Raw genomic sequence first — 14,774 nt, 5'->3', positions numbered from 1 at the left:
TGTCAGGCTCGCACCGCCGCGACGAGCAGCCCGCCGCCGACCGGGAGTAAACAGGGCACCAGCCGGTCGTCCTCGCGCAGCGCGCGGGCCAGTTCGCGAGCCGCCAGCGCACCGGGATCACGCCGTGACGGATCGGCGCGGGGCGGCAGCACCCCGTGGAAGGCGAGTACCCCGCCGGGCCGCAGCAAATCGACCCCGAGCTCGTAGTAGCCCGGGTACTCGGTGCGGGCGGCGTCGACGAACAGCAGGTCGTAGCCGCCGCTGGTCAGCCGGGGCAGCACGTCCAACGCCCTGCCCATGATCAGGCGGGTACGTCCGGACGGGAAGCCCGCCTCGACGAAGGTTTTGCGGGCCACCCGGTGGTACTCGGGCTCGATGTCGATCGAGGTCAGCACGCCCTCGGGCGCCATGCCGCGCAGCAGGTAGAGGCCGCTGACCCCGGTGCCGGTGCCGATCTCCACGACCGCCCGCGCCCGCAGACTCGTCGCCAGGAAGCACAGCGCGGCCCCGGCCAGTGCTCCGAGTGGCGCACAGCCGAACTCCTCCGCCCGGGTGCGGGCGAGGAGCAGGGCGGTGTCGTTGCGCTCGTCGGGCAGGTAGCTCTCGACATGGTTAGCGACGCTGTCACCGACACCCGCGTGCGTCTCGGAGGTCACCGGCAAAGATTAGCGGCGGCCGGGATGGAAATCGTGCAAGACGTGCAACAGTTCTCTCAGGCATCTCTTAGACCGATCTCACCACGCACCTAAGTAGACCGGCCAAGCTGGGACCCAGGAGACGGGAACACCGCGCGGAGTATCCGCGTTGGAGCAAGCAGTAGGGAGAACAGCCTGATGGAGGTGCCTTCCCCGACGATGCAGACGACCCCGACGAACGAGCAGCTCGCCACCGAGGCCCGCCCGGTGACCGTGGACGAGTCCTCGTGGACGCCGCCGTCCTGGGACGAGGTCGTGCGGGAGCACGCCGACCGGGTCTACCGGCTGGCATACCGCCTCACCGGCAACTCCCACGACGCCGAGGACCTGACCCAGGAGACCTTCATCCGGGTCTTCCGCTCCCTCGCTGCGTACAAGCCCGGCACCTTCGAGGGCTGGCTGCACCGCATCACCACCAACCTCTTCCTCGACATGGCCCGCCGCCGCGCCCGCGTGCGGATGGAGGGCCTGCCCGAGGACACCGACCGCATCGTGGGCGACGACCCGAGCCCCGAGCAGGTCTACAGCGACACCCACCTCGACCCGGACCTGCAGGCGGCGCTGGACGAACTGCCGCCGGAGTTCCGGGCCGCGGTCGTGCTCTGCGATGTCGAAGGTCTGTCGTACGAGGAGATCGGCGCGACGCTCGGCGTCAAGCTGGGTACCGTGCGCAGCCGGATCCACCGTGGCCGGCAGGCGCTGCGTGCCTCGCTGGAGCGCCGCCGCGCGCTGACCGGGGAATCCGTGGAGGCTTCGGTATGAGCGATCCGCGAGGTTGGAGTCTGTTTCCCGAGTCGCATCTTCTGCCCGACGCGATCGTCGCCTTCGTCGACGGTGAGCTGTCGCTGGGTGCCAGGGACCGGGCCGCTTCGCACATCACCCGATGCCCGGGCTGCGCGGCCGACGTGGCGGCTCAGCGGCAGGCCCGGGCGGCGGTCAAGCGCGCGAGCGCGCCCAGCATGTCCGCCGGTTTCCTGGCGAGCCTGCGGGCGATCCCGGAGCACACCGACCTGCCCACCACCCCCGACAACCTGGCCGTGACCGAGGACGGTCAACTCGTCGCCATCCAGCGGCCCGACCGGGTCGCCGGCTTGCGGGACATGCAGACCGCACTGGGTTCGGGCGCCCCGCTGGGCTCGTCGACCCCGCTCGGCAGCGGTTCCTCGGTGCTCGGTTCCCAGCGTTCCAGCACGGTGCGGCGGCGAGCCGCGCAGGGTGCGGGCGTGGTGGTGTCGGGGATCGTGCTCAGTGCGCTCGCCCTGGTCGCCACTTCCGGTGGCGGTGGGGGTACCGCTCAGGTGAATCCGCAGTCCGGCCCCAATCCGGGGGTGCTGCGCGCACAGATGGGTGGCCAGCAGCACGTCACCCCCGTCACGACCACCATTCCGGCGAGGCCGGCCGTGCACGCTCGCTGACGCGCGTTTCACCATCCCGACGGGACAATCGGTGGTGGCGTATGGTCGCGCCGAGTCTTCAACCGTCTATCCCGGGGAACGATGAGCCAGCCGAACACGCCAGCGGACAACTCCGGCGCGCCGCGCGAGCCGCGGCTCGCACCCCGGCCGCTGGACCGCCCCGCGGTCGACCCCGTGCAGGCCGCGGCCTTCGGCCGCCCGCGAGGCGTCGAGGGCGCCTTCGACAAGCTTTACGCACCCGCTTCCCGCAACGGCGGCCCGATCGTCGCCCGGCCTCCGGCCCCGGAATCGCTGGCCGAGGCCTTCGGGCGCCCGCCCGGGGCCGAGAACGTGCTCCTGCAGCGCCCCGACGGCGACCCGGGCGGACGGCCGGTGGAGCAGCCGGAACCCCCGCTGTGGTCGTCTGCCGGTGATCCGTGGCGCGATCCGTCGGCCGCCGCGGTGCTGGGCGGTCCGGCGCTGTCCCCGGGCGAAGACGAAGACGAGGACGAGGAGCGTCGGCGCGGCGCCCTGCTGTCCCTGCCCGAGGTGCTGTTCGGCCGGCGGGTCAAGCCGGTCGCGCTGGGTCTGCTCGGGGCGATCTGCCTGCTGATCGGTGCGGTCGGTGGGGTCGTGGGCTGGTTCGCTGCCCGGACGGGGGACTCGCTGACGGGCAGCGCCACCATCGCCGAAGCCACCGCGGGCAAGGAACGCGCCCCGGGCTCGGTGGCCGAGATCGCGCGCCGGGTGTCCCCGGCGGTGATCTCGATCGAGGTGGTCTCCGGCGAGTCCGGCAGCGTCGGCTCGGGCGTGATGATCGACCCTCAGGGCTACGTGATCACCAACAACCACGTCGTCTCGCTGGCCACCAGCGACCGTCAGGCGAAGATCACCGCGGTGTTCTACGACGGCACGCGCACCGCGGCGAAGGTGGTCGGCACCGATCCGAAGACCGACCTGGCGGTGATCAAGGTGGCGGTGTCCAATCCCACCGTGATCCAGATCGGCAACTCCGCGAACATGCAGCCCGGTGATTCGGTGATCGCCGTCGGCTCGCCGCTGGGCCTGCAGAACACGGTGACCGCGGGCATCGTCAGTGCGCTGCACCGGCCGGTCACCGCGCAGGGGGAGAACGGCGAACCGCCGGTCACCTACGACGCCATCCAGACCGACGCCCCGATCAACCGGGGCAACTCGGGCGGGGCGCTGGTCGATTCGACCGGGGCGCTGATCGGCATCAACTCCGCGATCCGGACCGACGGCGGCGAATCGGGGCAGGGTGGCAGCATCGGCATCGGATTCGCCATCCCCTCGGACGACGCCATCCGCATTGCCCGCGTGCTGATCAGCAACGGCCAGGTCAAGCACGCCGACATCGGCATCAACGCGGCTTCGGTGGCGGCGGAGACCTCGGAGGGCGCGCAGGTGGTCAACGTCGCCGACGGCGGTCCCGCCGCGCGCGCCGGGATCGCCGAGGGCGACGTCATCACCAAGGTCGGCGACCGTATGGTCCGCAACGCCGCCGAACTCACCGTCGCGGTGCGCGCCCACAACGTGGGCGAGGTCGTGCCTGTCCGATTGGTCCGGCAGGGGCGTCCTCTTGTCGTCGACGTAACCCTGGGTTCCGATTAGGCAGGTACGCTGGCCGCGTCGGGCAGTACAAGGCCGGAGGTTGACTGGTGTTCGAAAGCGTGGGCTGGGGCGAGATCCTCGTCCTCATCGTCGCCGGCTTGTTCATCCTCGGCCCCGAGCGGCTGCCCGATGCCGCGGCCTGGGTCGGCAAGACCATGCGCAAGGTGCGCGAATTCGCCAACGGGGCCCGGCAGCAGTTGCGCGACGAGATGGGCCCGGAGTTCGACGAGTTCCGCAAACCACTGGAGGACCTGCGCCAACTGCGGAATTTCGACCCGCGCAAGGCGATCACCAACCACCTTTTCGACGGCGATCCCGACCCGTTGGGCCTGAACGGGACCAGTGGTGGCAGCAGCAAGCCCAACGGCTACCCCGCAGCCCCGGCCAAGCCCGAGTCGACTCCGCTCAAGCCCGGGGAGAAGCCTCCCGTCGACCCGGACGCCACCTGATCCCGGTCGAGTCGGATCCCGCGCGGGCCGTAGGCGTCCGCGGCGCCCCACAGAAGGGTCATTCAGCACACTCGACCGAGTAGACCAGCCTCTCCGCACGGAGCGACTCGGCCGCCCATGGGAAACCATGCCCAGTGACGGCTTGTGAACGGAGTTGGCGGTGAAGCGTCCTCGGCTGAATGTGCTGGCACGGGTGGTACCCGTTCCGCTCGGGTTGCTGCTCAGTGGTGCTCTGGTCTGGGGTGCCACCGATGCCGACTGGAGCGGGAGCACCAGCAACAGCGGCAACACGTGGGCCGCGGGCTCGGTGGGCCTGGCCAACGACAGCAGGGTGCCCATGTTCCGCATCGAAGACATGCGGCCCGGTGATACGGGCTCCAACTGCATCAGGATCAAGTCGAACGCCGACTCCCCCACCGCGCTCAAGCTGTACAGCAACTCGACGAACTGGCCCAGCAACTTCCAGTCCTTCATCAACCTCAGAATCGAGGTGGGCAGCGGCGGCACCTTCGGCGACTGCACCGGCTTCACCCCGCACGCGACCGCGTTCGACGGCACCCTCGACCAGTTCGTCGCGCTGCACACCGACTTCCGCAACGGCATCGGTCCGTGGAAACTGCCCGGCAAGCCACCCAACGCGCTGAGCTTCCGCTTCGCGTGGAGTTTCAGTCCGAAAGCGCCCAACAGCTCACAAAACATGGCCACCGAGGAGGCGACCTTCACCTGGGAAGCGCGGGAACACGAGTGACTCCTCGGAGTGACGTGGCCGTCGGCGCACCCGGCCGAACCACGGCCACGAGCGCCGGCTACCGGGTCCGCTTGATCACCTCGGTCCTCTCGCGCACCGTGCTCGGCTCGCTGAGCGGCCTGCTGGTATGGGCGCAACTGCCGGTGGCGGCGCTGGGCTGGACGGCGGAGGTGGTGCAGTCCGGCTCCATGCGTTCCGCCCTCGTCCCGGGCGACGTCGTCCTCTACCAGCCGCTGCGCGACCGCACCCCGGCGGTGGGCCAGATCCTGCTGGTCCAGGACCGCACCCGGCCCGGCCATCTGCTCACCCACCGGGTCTACCAGGTGCTTCCCGACAACAACCTGATCACCAAGGGGGATGCCAACTCCACACCGGACTCCACCCCGGTACGGCCCGCGGATGTCCGAGGCGTGGCACGTCTGCGCGTGCCCTGGATCGGGCTACCGGTCCAGCTCTGGCGTGCCCGGCGGCCGGTGCCCGCCGCGATTGTGCTGCTCGGGCTTGCCGTGCTGCTGGCGCTTGCTGCTCTGCCACCGCACAGCCGCAGCAGGCCCGGGTAGTCCCGGCGGGCTCGACGGGCCCGGTGTCAGCGGCCCTTCGGGGTGACGTTGAGCATCATGCCGGCGAGGCCGCGGGCGCGGACCGACAGTTTCGAGGCGACGTCGCGCAGCACCGCGGCGGCGGGGGCCTCGGGTTCGGCGAGCACGATCGGCGTTCCGGCGTCGCCCTGCTCGCGCAGGCGCGGGTCGAGCGGCACCTGACCCAGCAGCGGCACGTCGGCTCCGGTGGACTTCGACAGCGAATCCGCCACGGTCTGGCCGCCGCCGGCCCCGAAGATCTCCATCCGGCTGCCGTCGGGCATCTCGAGCCACGACATGTTCTCGATCACGCCTGCCAGCCGCTGCCGCGTCTGCATCGCGATCGCACCGGCCCGTTCCGCGACCTCCGCGGCGGCCTGCTGCGGGGTGGTCACCACGAGGATCTCCGCGTTCGGGATCAGCTGGGCGACCGAGATGGCGATGTCGCCGGTGCCCGGCGGCAGGTCCAGCAGCAGGATGTCCAGATCGCCCCAGAACACGTCGGCCAGGAACTGCTGCAGCGCGCGGTGCAGCATCGGGCCGCGCCAGACCACCGGGGTGTTGCCCGGGGTGAACATGCCGATCGAGATGACCTTCACGCCGTGCGCCTGCGGCGGCATGATCATCGTGTCGACCTTGGTGGGCTTGTCCCGCGCACCGAGCATGCGGGGCACCGAGTGGCCGTAGATGTCGGCGTCCACCACACCCACGGACAGCCCGCGCTGGGCCATGGCCACCGCGAGGTTCACCGTGACGCTGGACTTGCCGACCCCGCCCTTGCCGGACGCGACGCAGTACACGCGGGTCAGCGAGCCGGGCTGGGCGAACGGGATGACCGGCTCCGCCGCGTCCCCGCGCAGTGACCGGCGCAGTTCGGTGCGTTGCTCGTCGCTCATCACGTCGAGTTCGACCCGCACGTCGCTCACCCCGGTGAGCTTGCCCACCGCGGCCTTGGTGTCCCGCGTGATGGTGTCCTTCAGCGGGCAGCCCGCGACCGTCAGGTAGACCGCGACGGTCACGACGCCGTCCTCGCCCACCGTGACGTCCTTGACCATGCCCAGGTCGGTGATCGGTTTCCGGATCTCCGGATCCTGGACGTTCGCGAGCGCCGCGCGGACGTCCTCGACGCTGGGGATCTGCTGCGTGCTGGTCATGGCTCCATGCTACGTATCGGTAACGGGCCTGCGCGGGCACCCACCCTCGCGTGGATCAGCCGAGGTGCTGGGTGGCGGTGCCCGCGCTGGCGGACTTGGACTTCTTCGGTTTGGTGACGAGGTCGTCGCGCAGCCGGTCGATCTCGCCACGCAGGTAGTCCCGGGTGGTGACCTCGCCGATGGCCAGGCGCAGCGCGGCCAGTTCGCGCGCCAGGTACTCGGTGTCGGCCTTCGTCTGGGAGGCGCGGTTGCGGTCCTCCTCGAGCGAGACCCGGTCCCGGTCGTCCTGCCGGTTCTGTGCGAGCAGGATCAGCGGGGCCGCGTAGGCCGCCTGGGTGGAGAAGGCCAGGTTGAGCAGGATGAACGGGTACGGGTCCCACTGCAGGCTCACCGCGAAGAGGTTCAGGCCGATCCACACCACGACGATGAGCGTCTGCCAGAACAGGTACTTGCCCGTGCCGAGGAACCGGGCCAGCCGTTCCGACAGCCTGCCGAAGGTGTCCGGATCGATGGTGATAAACCGCCGTGCCTTGGCGCGGGGCTGGTCCAGCCGCCGCCTGGCGATCAGCTCAGGCACGCTCCACCTCCATGTTCGTCACGGCGCCTCGTTGGCGGCCAGGTCGTGCAGGCCCGTCTCCCGCCAGTCTTCCGGCAGGAGATGGTCGAGGACGTCGTCCACGGTGACCGCACCGAGGAGATGGTCCTCCGCGTCCACCACCGGCCCGCAGGCGAGGTTGTACGCGGCGAAGTACCGCGCCACCTCGCTCAGCGGGGCGGACGGCCGCAGCGCGGGCAGATCGGTGTCCACCACGCCGGCCACCAGCTCGGCGGGGGGCTCGCGCAGCAGGCGCTGGAAGTGCACGCAGCCGACGTAACGGCCGGTCGGGGTGGCCGTCGGCGGGCGGCAGATGAACACCATCGTGGCGAGCGCGGCGGGCAGGTCGGTGTTGCGGATGTGGGCCAGTGCCTCGGCGACCGTGGCGTCCGGCGTGAGCACCACCGGTTCGGGCGTCATCAGCCCGCCCGCGGTGTCGGACGAGTAGGTCAGCAGCCTTCGGAGGGGTTCGGACTCCTCGGGCTCCATCAGTTCCAGCAGCCGGCGCCGGTCGGCGGGGGCCAGTTCGGCGAGCAGGTCGGCGGCGTCGTCCGGGTTCATCGCTTCGAGGATGTCCGCGGCCCGTTCCTCCGGCAGGTGCGCGAGCAGCTCCTTCTGGTCGTCCTCGGGCAGCTCTTCGAGCACGTCGGCGAGCCGTTCGTCGTCCATCGACTCGGCGACCTCGTGCCGCCGCTTGACCGGCAGGTCCCGGACCGTGGCGGCGATGTCGACCGGGCGCATCGTGTCGAACAGCATGAGCAGCTGGCCCGCCCCCTGCGGCTGGCCGCTGACGTCGGTGAGGCCGAGCCCGGCGATGTCGTTCCACGGCAGGATCCGCAGCGAGGAGCGTCGGGCCAGGCCGATGCGGCCGGTGCGCTCGCGCACCGCGACCTTGGTGAGCAGCCAGTCCCGGGTCCTGGTCGGTTCCATCGCGGCGTCGACCACGTTCAGCCGGGTGCCGGTTTCACGGAGGTAGGCGTGCGCGTCGGTGAGCTGGCCGAGCACGAGTACCTCGTTGGGGCGGCGGTGGAACCGGCGCATGTTGACCGTTCCGGTGGCCAGCGTGACCGCGTTCGGTTCGATCGAGGTCACGCGCAGCATCGGGACGAACACCCGGTGGCGCGTGCCCAGTTCGACGACGAGACCGAGCACCCGGGGCGGTTGCTGGTCCAGCCGGAGTCCGGCGACGAGATCCCGGACCTTTCCGATGGACTCGCCATCGGGGCCGAATACCGGCAAACCGGCAAGCTGGGCAGCAAAAACCCTGTTCACGGGGGCCATGCAGCCAAGGCTAGCCGCACTTGGAATCGGCCGCCCACCAGGTGATGTCCGGCGAGCGCGGCACGGCGGGACGGCCGCCGTGGCGGCGCGTTCGCTGTCCACAATGGATTCCTGCTGTGCCGAGTGGACAGTGTGGCCGCCCTCGCCGCCACCCCCCGGGGGCTGTGACGGGAGTAACATCTGAAACACAAGCTAGCCGGGGAGCTGCCATGTTGGTGGAACTCGTCTCCGCGCTCGCCGTGGCGGGAGTCGCGTGGCTCGCCGCCAGCGTTCGCGTGATCAAACAGTACGAGCGCGGCCTGGTGTACCGGTTCGGCCGGGTACTGCCCAGGCTGCGCGAGCCGGGGCTGGCGATGCTGGTGCCCTTCGCCGACCGGCTGCAGAAGGTCAACATGCAGATCGTGACCCTGCCGGTGCCCGCGCAGGAGGGCATCACCAGGGACAACGTCACGGTCCGGGTGGACGCGGTCGTCTACTTCAAGGTGATCGATCCGGCGGTGGCGGCGATCAACGTGCAGGACTACCGGTTCGCGGTGGGGCAGGTCGCGCAGACCTCGCTGCGCTCCATCATCGGCAAGAGCGATCTCGACGACCTCCTGTCGAACCGGGAGCGGCTCAACCAGGGCCTGGAGCTGATGATCGACAGCCCCGCGCTGGACTGGGGCGTGCACATCGACCGGGTGGAGATCAAGGACGTCGCGCTGCCCGAGGCGATGAAGCGGTCCATGTCGCGGCAGGCGGAGGCCGAGCGGGAGCGCCGCGCACGGGTCATCTCCGCCGACGGTGAACTGCAGGCTTCGACGAAACTGGCCCAGGCCGCGGCCGCCATGGCCGAGACGCCCTCGGCGCTGCAGCTGCGGCTGCTGGAAACGGTCGTGCAGGTGTCGGCGGAGAAGAACTCGACGCTGGTGCTGCCGTTCCCGGTCGAGCTCCTGCGGTTCGTCGACCAGCATGTCCGGCACCCGGAAGAGCCGGCCGCGCCCGAGCCGCGCTCGAACGGGCAGCAGGCCCCGCAGCCCCGGATCGCGGAGGACGACTCCTCGGGGGTGGCGGCCGACCGGGCTCCCTAGTGAGGTTGTTCATAGGCGGGGAGCTTGAGGCCGCGTCATACTCACGGGTACTAGCCGCGAAGACACAGGAGTCCCCAGCATGGCCCGCCTGGCGCAGACAGCCGGCCTCACCGAGGTCCAGTCCGAGATCCTGTCCACCGTTCGTTCGTTCGTGGACAAGGAGATCATTCCGCACGCCCAGGAACTGGAGCACGCGGATGCGTACCCGGCGGACATCGTCGAGGGCATGAAGGAGATGGGCCTGTTCGGGATCACGATCCCGGAGGAGTACGGCGGGCTCGGAGAGTCGCTGCTCACCTATGCGCTGGTGGTGGAGGAGATCGCCCGCGGCTGGATGAGCGTCTCCGGGGTCATCAACACCCACTTCATCGTGGCGCACATGATCAGCCGCCACGGCACCGAGGAGCAGAAGCGCCACTTCCTGCCCCGGATGGCCACCGGCGAGGTGCGCGGTTCCTTCTCCATGTCCGAGCCCGACCTCGGTTCCGACGTGGCCGCGATCAAGACCCGCGCCCAGCGCGAGGGCGACTCCTACGTGATCAACGGCGCGAAGATGTGGCTGACCAACGGCGGCTCCTCGAACCTGATCGCACTGCTGGCGCGGACGGACGAGGGGGCGGAGAAGGCCCACCAGAACCTCACCACGTTCCTGGTGGAGAAGCCGGAGGGCTTCGGTGAGGTCCTGCCCGGCCTGACCATCCCTGGCAAGATCGACAAGATGGGCTACAAGGGCGTCGACACCACCGAGGCGGTGTTCGACGGCTTCCGCATCGGCGCCGACAAGGTGCTGGGCGGCGCCCCCGGCAAGGGCTTCTCGTTCATGATGGACGGGGTCGAGGTCGGCCGGGTCAACGTGGCGGCCCGCGCCTGCGGCATCGCCATCCGCTCCTTCGAGCTGGCGATCGAGTACGCGCAGCAGCGCAAGACCTTCGGCAAGCCGATCGCCGAGCACCAGGCCATCGCCTTCAAGCTGGCCGAGATGGCCACCAAGGTGGAGGCCGCGCACCTGATGATGGTCAACGCGGCCCGGCTGAAGGACACCGGCGAGCGCAACGACGTGGCGGCCGGGATGGCGAAGCTGATCGCGAGCGAGTACTGCGCCGAGGTCACCCAGGAGGCGTTCCGCATCCACGGCGGCTACGGCTACTCGAAGGAGTACGAGATCGAGCGCCTGATGCGGGAGGCGCCGTTCCTGCTCATCGGCGAGGGCACCAGCGAGATCCAGAAGACCATCATCAGCCGCGGCCTGCTGCGGGAGTACCGCGCCAAGGGCTGAACCCCGACGCCAGGTGCGGGGCGAAGATAAAGAATCGGCGACCGGGGCCGGTCGCGGTGCACCCCCTGCCGGGTTCGCGTGGTTTCCTGGGCATTGGCACGATGGAAGCCCCATCCGAGTAGACGACACAGGTGATGACCGTGACCGGCCCGTTTTCCTCCCCAGGACGTCCCGCTCAGGGGCTGCCGCGGCTGCCGACGCCCCCCAGCGGCTGGCCCATCGGCTCCTACTCGACCTACTCCGAGGCGCAACGCGCGGTCGAACATCTCGCGGACCACGACTTCGCCGTCGAGGACGTCACCATCGTCGGCGTCGACCTGATGCTCGTGGAGCGGGTGATCGGACGGCTCTCGTGGGGCAAGGTGCTCGGCACCGGCGCGGTGTCCGGCGCGTGGTTCGGGCTCTTCGTGGGAATCCTGCTCAGCCTGTTCTCCTCCGGCGCCGGGGTCACCTACCAGCCGGTGCTGGTCGGGCTGGTGTCCGGAATGCTGTTCGGGCTGGTGTTCGCCGCGATCAGTTACGCGTCCACGCGCGGCCGCCGCGACTTCTCCTCGGCCAGCCAGCTCGTGGCCGGCCGCTACGACGTGCTCTGCCAGCCGCGCAACGCGGAGCAAGGCCGTGATCTTCTTGCCAAGCTGGCCATGCGGCCATCCGGGCCAACCGGCTGAGCCGGTTTCCGGGGGTGGTTGCGGCCGATGATCTCCAGGAATAGGTTGGGTCCCCACCGATCCACAGGCACGTCGTAGTGCGGGTGTGGTCTCCCGTCGACGTGCGCGTCGGGTAAGGAGGCCTGATGGGTAAGGGGAGGGCTCGGCCCAAACGGAGGGCCGCGGCCGCACTCGGAGCCGGAATGCTGGCCGCCGGAGCGCTGACCGCGTGCACCTCCGGCAACGGTACGACGGTCAACATCTACTACGCGCCCGAGGACAGTTTCCAGAGCGTGGTGGACAATTGCAACGCGCAGGCGGCCGGCCGCTACCACATCGTCTACAACAAACTGCCGCGCGGCGCGGACGACCAGCGACAGCAACTGGTGCGGCGGCTGGCGGCCGGGGACACCGGTCTGGACATCCTGGGGCTCGACGTCACCTGGGTGCCGGAGTTCGCCGAGGCGGGCTGGGCCGAGGAATGGACCGGTGCGGACAAGGCGGCCGCCGAGGACGGGGTCCTGCCGGGGCCGCTGGCCACCGCGACCTGGAACGGCAGGCTCTACGCCGCCACGAAGAACACCAACGTCCAGTTGCTCTGGTACGACGACCGGATCACCCCGAAGCCGCCGCAGACCTGGGACGAGATGATGGACCAGGCCTACGCGCTCAAGGCGGCGGGCAAACCGGACGCGGTGCTGTTCACCGGTGCCCAGTACGAGGGCCTGGTCGTCATCTACAACACCCTGGTCGCCTCCGCGGGCGGGCACATCCTTTCCGACGACGGGAAGTCCGTCGTGATGGACGAGGGCGCGGTGCGCGCGCTGGAGATCCTCAAGAAGGTCACCACCACCGGGATCACCGATCCCTCGCTGACCAACTCCAAGGAAGACCAGGTCCGGCAGGCGTTCCAGCGCGGCGGCGGTGCCTTCGAGCTGAACTGGCCGTTCGTCTACGCCTCTTACGCCAAGGAAAAGCCCGGCGATCTCCCGCATTTCAAGTGGGCCACCTACCCGTCGGTGATCCCCGGGCGGCCGGCGAAGACGACGATCGGCGGTTACGACCTCGCGGTCAGTTCCTACTCCCAGCACAAGCCGGAGGCGTTCGAGGCGGCATTGTGCTTGCGCAGCAAGGAAAACCAGAAGTTCTCCGCGCTCAAGGACGGTGTCCCGCCGACCATCGAGTCGATCTACCACGACGACAGTGGTCTGGACCCTGCGAAACCGGTCGACCCCAAGGGCAATCCGAGTATGGCCACGGCCTACCCGATGCGGGACTCGATCCTGGCGGCGGTGCGGGACGCGGCGGTCCGGCCGCTCACCCCGGCCTACCAGAGCCTGTCCACGGTGATCTCGAAGATCCTTTCGCCCCCGTCGGACATCGATCCGCAGGCGACCGCGAACGAGCTGCGCAAGCAGCTCACCGACGCACTCCAATCGAAAGGGGTGATCCCGTGAGCGAGATCGAGGCCGCCGCCGGGCTGCCGGCCCAGGTCGCCACGAACACGGGAAAGCGGGTGAAACCCGTGCTGAGCGAAGGCAAACGAGCGGAACGGAGGCTCGGGCTGCTGCTGTGCGCCCCGGCCGCGATCGTGATGATCGCGGTGACCGGCTGGCCGATCGTGTACTCGATCTGGCTTTCCCTGCAGCGCTACGACCTCCGGTTCCCGGCACAGCGCACGTTCATCGGGCTCGGCAACTACATCGCCGTGCTCACCAACTCCTACTGGTGGACGGCGTTCGGGGTGACCCTGCTGATCACCGTCGTCTCGGTGGCGATCGAGCTGGTGCTGGGCATGCTGCTCGCGCTGATCATGCACCGCACACTGGTGGGGCGGGGGCTGGTGCGCACCGTCGCGCTCATCCCGTACGGGATCGTCACGGTGGTCGCCGCGTTCTCGTGGTACTACGCCTGGACACCGGGCACCGGCTACCTGGCGAACCTGCTGGGGGCGGACGCCGCGCCACTGACCCAGTTCGCGCCCTCACTGCTGATCATCATCCTGGCCGAGGTGTGGAAGACGACGCCGTTCATGGCGCTGCTGCTGATGGCGGGGCTGGCGCTGGTGCCGGACGATCTGCTCAAGGCCGCCGCGATGGACGGGGCGAACGCCTGGCAGCGGTTCACGAAGGTGATGGTGCCGGTGATGAAACCGGCGATCCTGGTGGCGCTGCTGTTCCGGACACTGGACGCGTTCCGCATCTTCGACAACATCTTCGTGCTCACCGGCGGGGCCAACGACACGTCCTCGGTGTCCATGCAGACCTACAACAACCTGCTCAAGGGGCTGAACCTGGGCATCGGGTCGACCATGGCGGTGCTGATCTTCCTCACCGTGGCGATCATCGCGTTCGTGTTCATCAAGCTGTTCGGCACGGCCGCGCCCGGTTCCGACACGGAAGGGAAGCGCTGATGGCGATGCAGGGCGCACCGACCACCGGGCGCCGGACCCGGTGGACGCTGGTCAACATCGTGGTGGTGATCTACGCGCTGTTCCCGGTGCTGTGGATCCTGTCCCTGTCGTTCAAGACGAAGGACACCCTCGACGACGGGAACTTCATCCCGCGCTCGTGGACCTTCCAGAACTACGTGGACATCTTCGCCACCGACGACTTCATCCGGGCGCTGGTCAACTCGATCGGCATCGCGCTCATCGCCACCGTGATCGCGGTGGTGCTGGGCACCATGGCGGCCTACGCGATCGCGCGGCTGGACTTTCCCGGCAAACGGTTCCTGATCGGGGTTTCGCTGCTGATCGCGATGTTCCCGCAGGTCTCCCTGGTGACCCCGCTGTTCAACATCGAGCGGGTGCTCGGCCTGTTCGACACCTGGCCCGGCCTGATCATCCCGTACATCACCTTCGGCCTGCCGCTGGCGATCTACACGCTGTCGGCGTTCTTCCGGGAAATCCCGTGGGAGCTGGAGAAGGCGGCGAAGATGGACGGGGCCACGCCGGGGCAGGCGTTCCGCCGGGTGATCGCGCCGCTGGCCGCGCCCGGTGTGTTCACCACCGCGATACTGGTGTTCATCTTCTGCTGGAACGACTTCCTGTTCGCCATCTCGCTGACCTCGACGAACGCGTCGCGGACGGTGCCGGCGGCGCTGTCGTTCTTCACCGGGTCCTCGCAGTTCGAGGATCCGACCGGGACGATCTCCGCGGCGGCCGTGGTGATCACCATCCCGATCATCCTGTTCGTGTTGTTCTTCCAGCGCCGCATCGTCGCGGGGCTGACCTCCGGTGCCGTGAAGGGGTAG

At 69.3% G+C, this 14,774-nt stretch carries 16 protein-coding genes; 12 read left to right on the top strand and 4 right to left on the bottom strand.

Features of this window, described 5'->3' with window-relative positions; genetic code table 11:
• Positions 1 to 2: 2 nt before the first annotated feature.
• Entirely contained in the window at positions 3 to 656 is a 654-nt protein-coding gene (locus ORV05_RS28690) for an O-methyltransferase (protein WP_268755099.1), read from the bottom strand.
• Positions 657 to 833: 177 nt separating this feature from the next.
• Here ORV05_RS28690 and sigE point away from each other — a divergent pair, with 177 nt between their 5' ends.
• The 6 genes from sigE to ORV05_RS28660 all read left to right on the top strand — a co-directional run bounded on the left by sigE (position 834) and on the right by ORV05_RS28660 (position 5,478).
• Positions 834 to 1,457, top strand: a complete 624-nt coding sequence (gene sigE / locus ORV05_RS28685) for an RNA polymerase sigma factor SigE (RefSeq protein WP_144592877.1) — start codon at positions 834 to 836, stop codon at positions 1,455 to 1,457.
• Positions 1,454 to 2,110: a zf-HC2 domain-containing protein gene (locus ORV05_RS28680; protein ID WP_268755098.1), complete on the top strand. Its 657-nt coding sequence runs from the start codon at positions 1,454 to 1,456 to the stop codon at positions 2,108 to 2,110. The genes sigE and ORV05_RS28680 overlap by 4 nt, the downstream gene beginning before the upstream one ends.
• 81 nt (positions 2,111 to 2,191) lie before the next feature.
• On the top strand, positions 2,192 to 3,721 hold the full coding sequence (locus ORV05_RS28675) for a S1C family serine protease (protein WP_268755097.1): 1,530 nt from the start codon (positions 2,192 to 2,194) through the stop codon (positions 3,719 to 3,721).
• A gap of 47 nt (positions 3,722 to 3,768) precedes the next feature.
• Complete coding sequence (tatB, locus tag ORV05_RS28670) at positions 3,769 to 4,170, top strand: Sec-independent protein translocase protein TatB (RefSeq protein ID WP_268755096.1); 402 nt, start codon at positions 3,769 to 3,771, stop codon at positions 4,168 to 4,170.
• Positions 4,171 to 4,330: 160 nt separating this feature from the next.
• A complete protein-coding gene (locus ORV05_RS28665) occupies positions 4,331 to 4,918 on the top strand; it encodes a hypothetical protein (RefSeq protein WP_268755095.1) in 588 nt (195 codons plus the stop codon).
• Positions 4,915 to 5,478 carry a signal peptidase I gene (locus tag ORV05_RS28660; protein WP_268755094.1) on the top strand — a complete coding sequence of 188 codons (564 nt, stop codon included), beginning with the start codon at positions 4,915 to 4,917 and terminating at the stop codon, positions 5,476 to 5,478. The genes ORV05_RS28665 and ORV05_RS28660 overlap by 4 nt, the downstream gene beginning before the upstream one ends.
• Positions 5,479 to 5,504: 26 nt before the next feature.
• Here the strand turns inward: ORV05_RS28660 and ORV05_RS28655 are convergent, their stop codons facing one another.
• Genes ORV05_RS28655 through ORV05_RS28645 form a run of 3 tightly spaced genes read right to left on the bottom strand, consistent with a single transcriptional unit; the run spans position 5,505 to position 8,526 of the window.
• Positions 5,505 to 6,650 (bottom strand): Mrp/NBP35 family ATP-binding protein, encoded by a 1,146-nt coding sequence (locus ORV05_RS28655; RefSeq protein ID WP_268755093.1) that lies wholly within the window; start codon positions 6,648 to 6,650, stop codon positions 5,505 to 5,507.
• 55 nt (positions 6,651 to 6,705) lie between these two features.
• Positions 6,706 to 7,227, bottom strand: coding sequence for a DUF1003 domain-containing protein (locus ORV05_RS28650; RefSeq protein WP_268755091.1), 522 nt, complete (start codon positions 7,225 to 7,227; stop codon positions 6,706 to 6,708).
• Positions 7,228 to 7,245: 18 nt separating this feature from the next.
• The gene (locus tag ORV05_RS28645; protein WP_268755090.1) at positions 7,246 to 8,526 is read right to left on the bottom strand and encodes a magnesium transporter MgtE N-terminal domain-containing protein; all 1,281 of its coding nucleotides are present in this window, start codon (positions 8,524 to 8,526) and stop codon (positions 7,246 to 7,248) included.
• A 209-nt stretch (positions 8,527 to 8,735) separates the two neighbouring features.
• On the opposite strand from ORV05_RS28645, the gene ORV05_RS28640 reads away from it, so the two are divergent.
• From ORV05_RS28640 to ORV05_RS28615, 6 genes are all read left to right on the top strand, one after another.
• Complete coding sequence (locus ORV05_RS28640; protein WP_268755089.1) at positions 8,736 to 9,596, top strand: SPFH domain-containing protein; 861 nt, start codon at positions 8,736 to 8,738, stop codon at positions 9,594 to 9,596.
• Between the two features lie 79 nt (positions 9,597 to 9,675).
• On the top strand, positions 9,676 to 10,872 hold the full coding sequence (locus ORV05_RS28635; protein WP_144589949.1) for an acyl-CoA dehydrogenase family protein: 1,197 nt from the start codon (positions 9,676 to 9,678) through the stop codon (positions 10,870 to 10,872).
• A gap of 134 nt (positions 10,873 to 11,006) precedes the next feature.
• The gene (locus ORV05_RS28630; protein ID WP_144589954.1) at positions 11,007 to 11,540 is read left to right on the top strand and encodes a general stress protein; all 534 of its coding nucleotides are present in this window, start codon (positions 11,007 to 11,009) and stop codon (positions 11,538 to 11,540) included.
• 125 nt (positions 11,541 to 11,665) lie between these two features.
• Positions 11,666 to 12,976: an ABC transporter substrate-binding protein gene (locus ORV05_RS28625; protein WP_407652584.1), complete on the top strand. Its 1,311-nt coding sequence runs from the start codon at positions 11,666 to 11,668 to the stop codon at positions 12,974 to 12,976.
• A gap of 5 nt (positions 12,977 to 12,981) precedes the next feature.
• Positions 12,982 to 13,932, top strand: a complete 951-nt coding sequence (locus tag ORV05_RS28620) for a carbohydrate ABC transporter permease (RefSeq protein WP_407652802.1) — start codon at positions 12,982 to 12,984, stop codon at positions 13,930 to 13,932.
• Positions 13,932 to 14,774, top strand: coding sequence for a carbohydrate ABC transporter permease (locus ORV05_RS28615; protein WP_268755087.1), 843 nt, complete (start codon positions 13,932 to 13,934; stop codon positions 14,772 to 14,774). The genes ORV05_RS28620 and ORV05_RS28615 overlap by 1 nt, the downstream gene beginning before the upstream one ends.

This window comes from Amycolatopsis cynarae, from assembly GCF_026802195.1.
In the GTDB taxonomy this organism is placed as follows: domain Bacteria; phylum Actinomycetota; class Actinomycetes; order Mycobacteriales; family Pseudonocardiaceae; genus Amycolatopsis_E; species Amycolatopsis_E rhizosphaerae.
This window is presented reverse-complemented; position numbering and strand designations above follow the sequence as displayed.

What these genes read in the sequence shown, in the direction of transcription:
- ORV05_RS28625 (WP_407652584.1), top strand. Translation starts at nt 11,666, where the DNA reads ATGGGTAAGGGGAGGGCTCGGCCCAAACGGAGGGCCGCGGCCGCACTC.
- ORV05_RS28630 (WP_144589954.1), top strand. Translation starts at nt 11,007, where the DNA reads ATGACCGTGACCGGCCCGTTTTCCTCCCCAGGACGTCCCGCTCAGGGG.
- ORV05_RS28675 (WP_268755097.1), top strand. Translation starts at nt 2,192, where the DNA reads ATGAGCCAGCCGAACACGCCAGCGGACAACTCCGGCGCGCCGCGCGAG.
- ORV05_RS28655 (WP_268755093.1), bottom strand. Translation starts at nt 6,650, where the DNA reads ATGACCAGCACGCAGCAGATCCCCAGCGTCGAGGACGTCCGCGCGGCG.
- ORV05_RS28640 (WP_268755089.1), top strand. Translation starts at nt 8,736, where the DNA reads ATGTTGGTGGAACTCGTCTCCGCGCTCGCCGTGGCGGGAGTCGCGTGG.
- ORV05_RS28645 (WP_268755090.1), bottom strand. Translation starts at nt 8,526, where the DNA reads ATGGCCCCCGTGAACAGGGTTTTTGCTGCCCAGCTTGCCGGTTTGCCG.
- ORV05_RS28680 (WP_268755098.1), top strand. Translation starts at nt 1,454, where the DNA reads ATGAGCGATCCGCGAGGTTGGAGTCTGTTTCCCGAGTCGCATCTTCTG.
- sigE (WP_144592877.1), top strand. Translation starts at nt 834, where the DNA reads ATGGAGGTGCCTTCCCCGACGATGCAGACGACCCCGACGAACGAGCAG.
- ORV05_RS28615 (WP_268755087.1), top strand. Translation starts at nt 13,932, where the DNA reads ATGGCGATGCAGGGCGCACCGACCACCGGGCGCCGGACCCGGTGGACG.
- ORV05_RS28635 (WP_144589949.1), top strand. Translation starts at nt 9,676, where the DNA reads ATGGCCCGCCTGGCGCAGACAGCCGGCCTCACCGAGGTCCAGTCCGAG.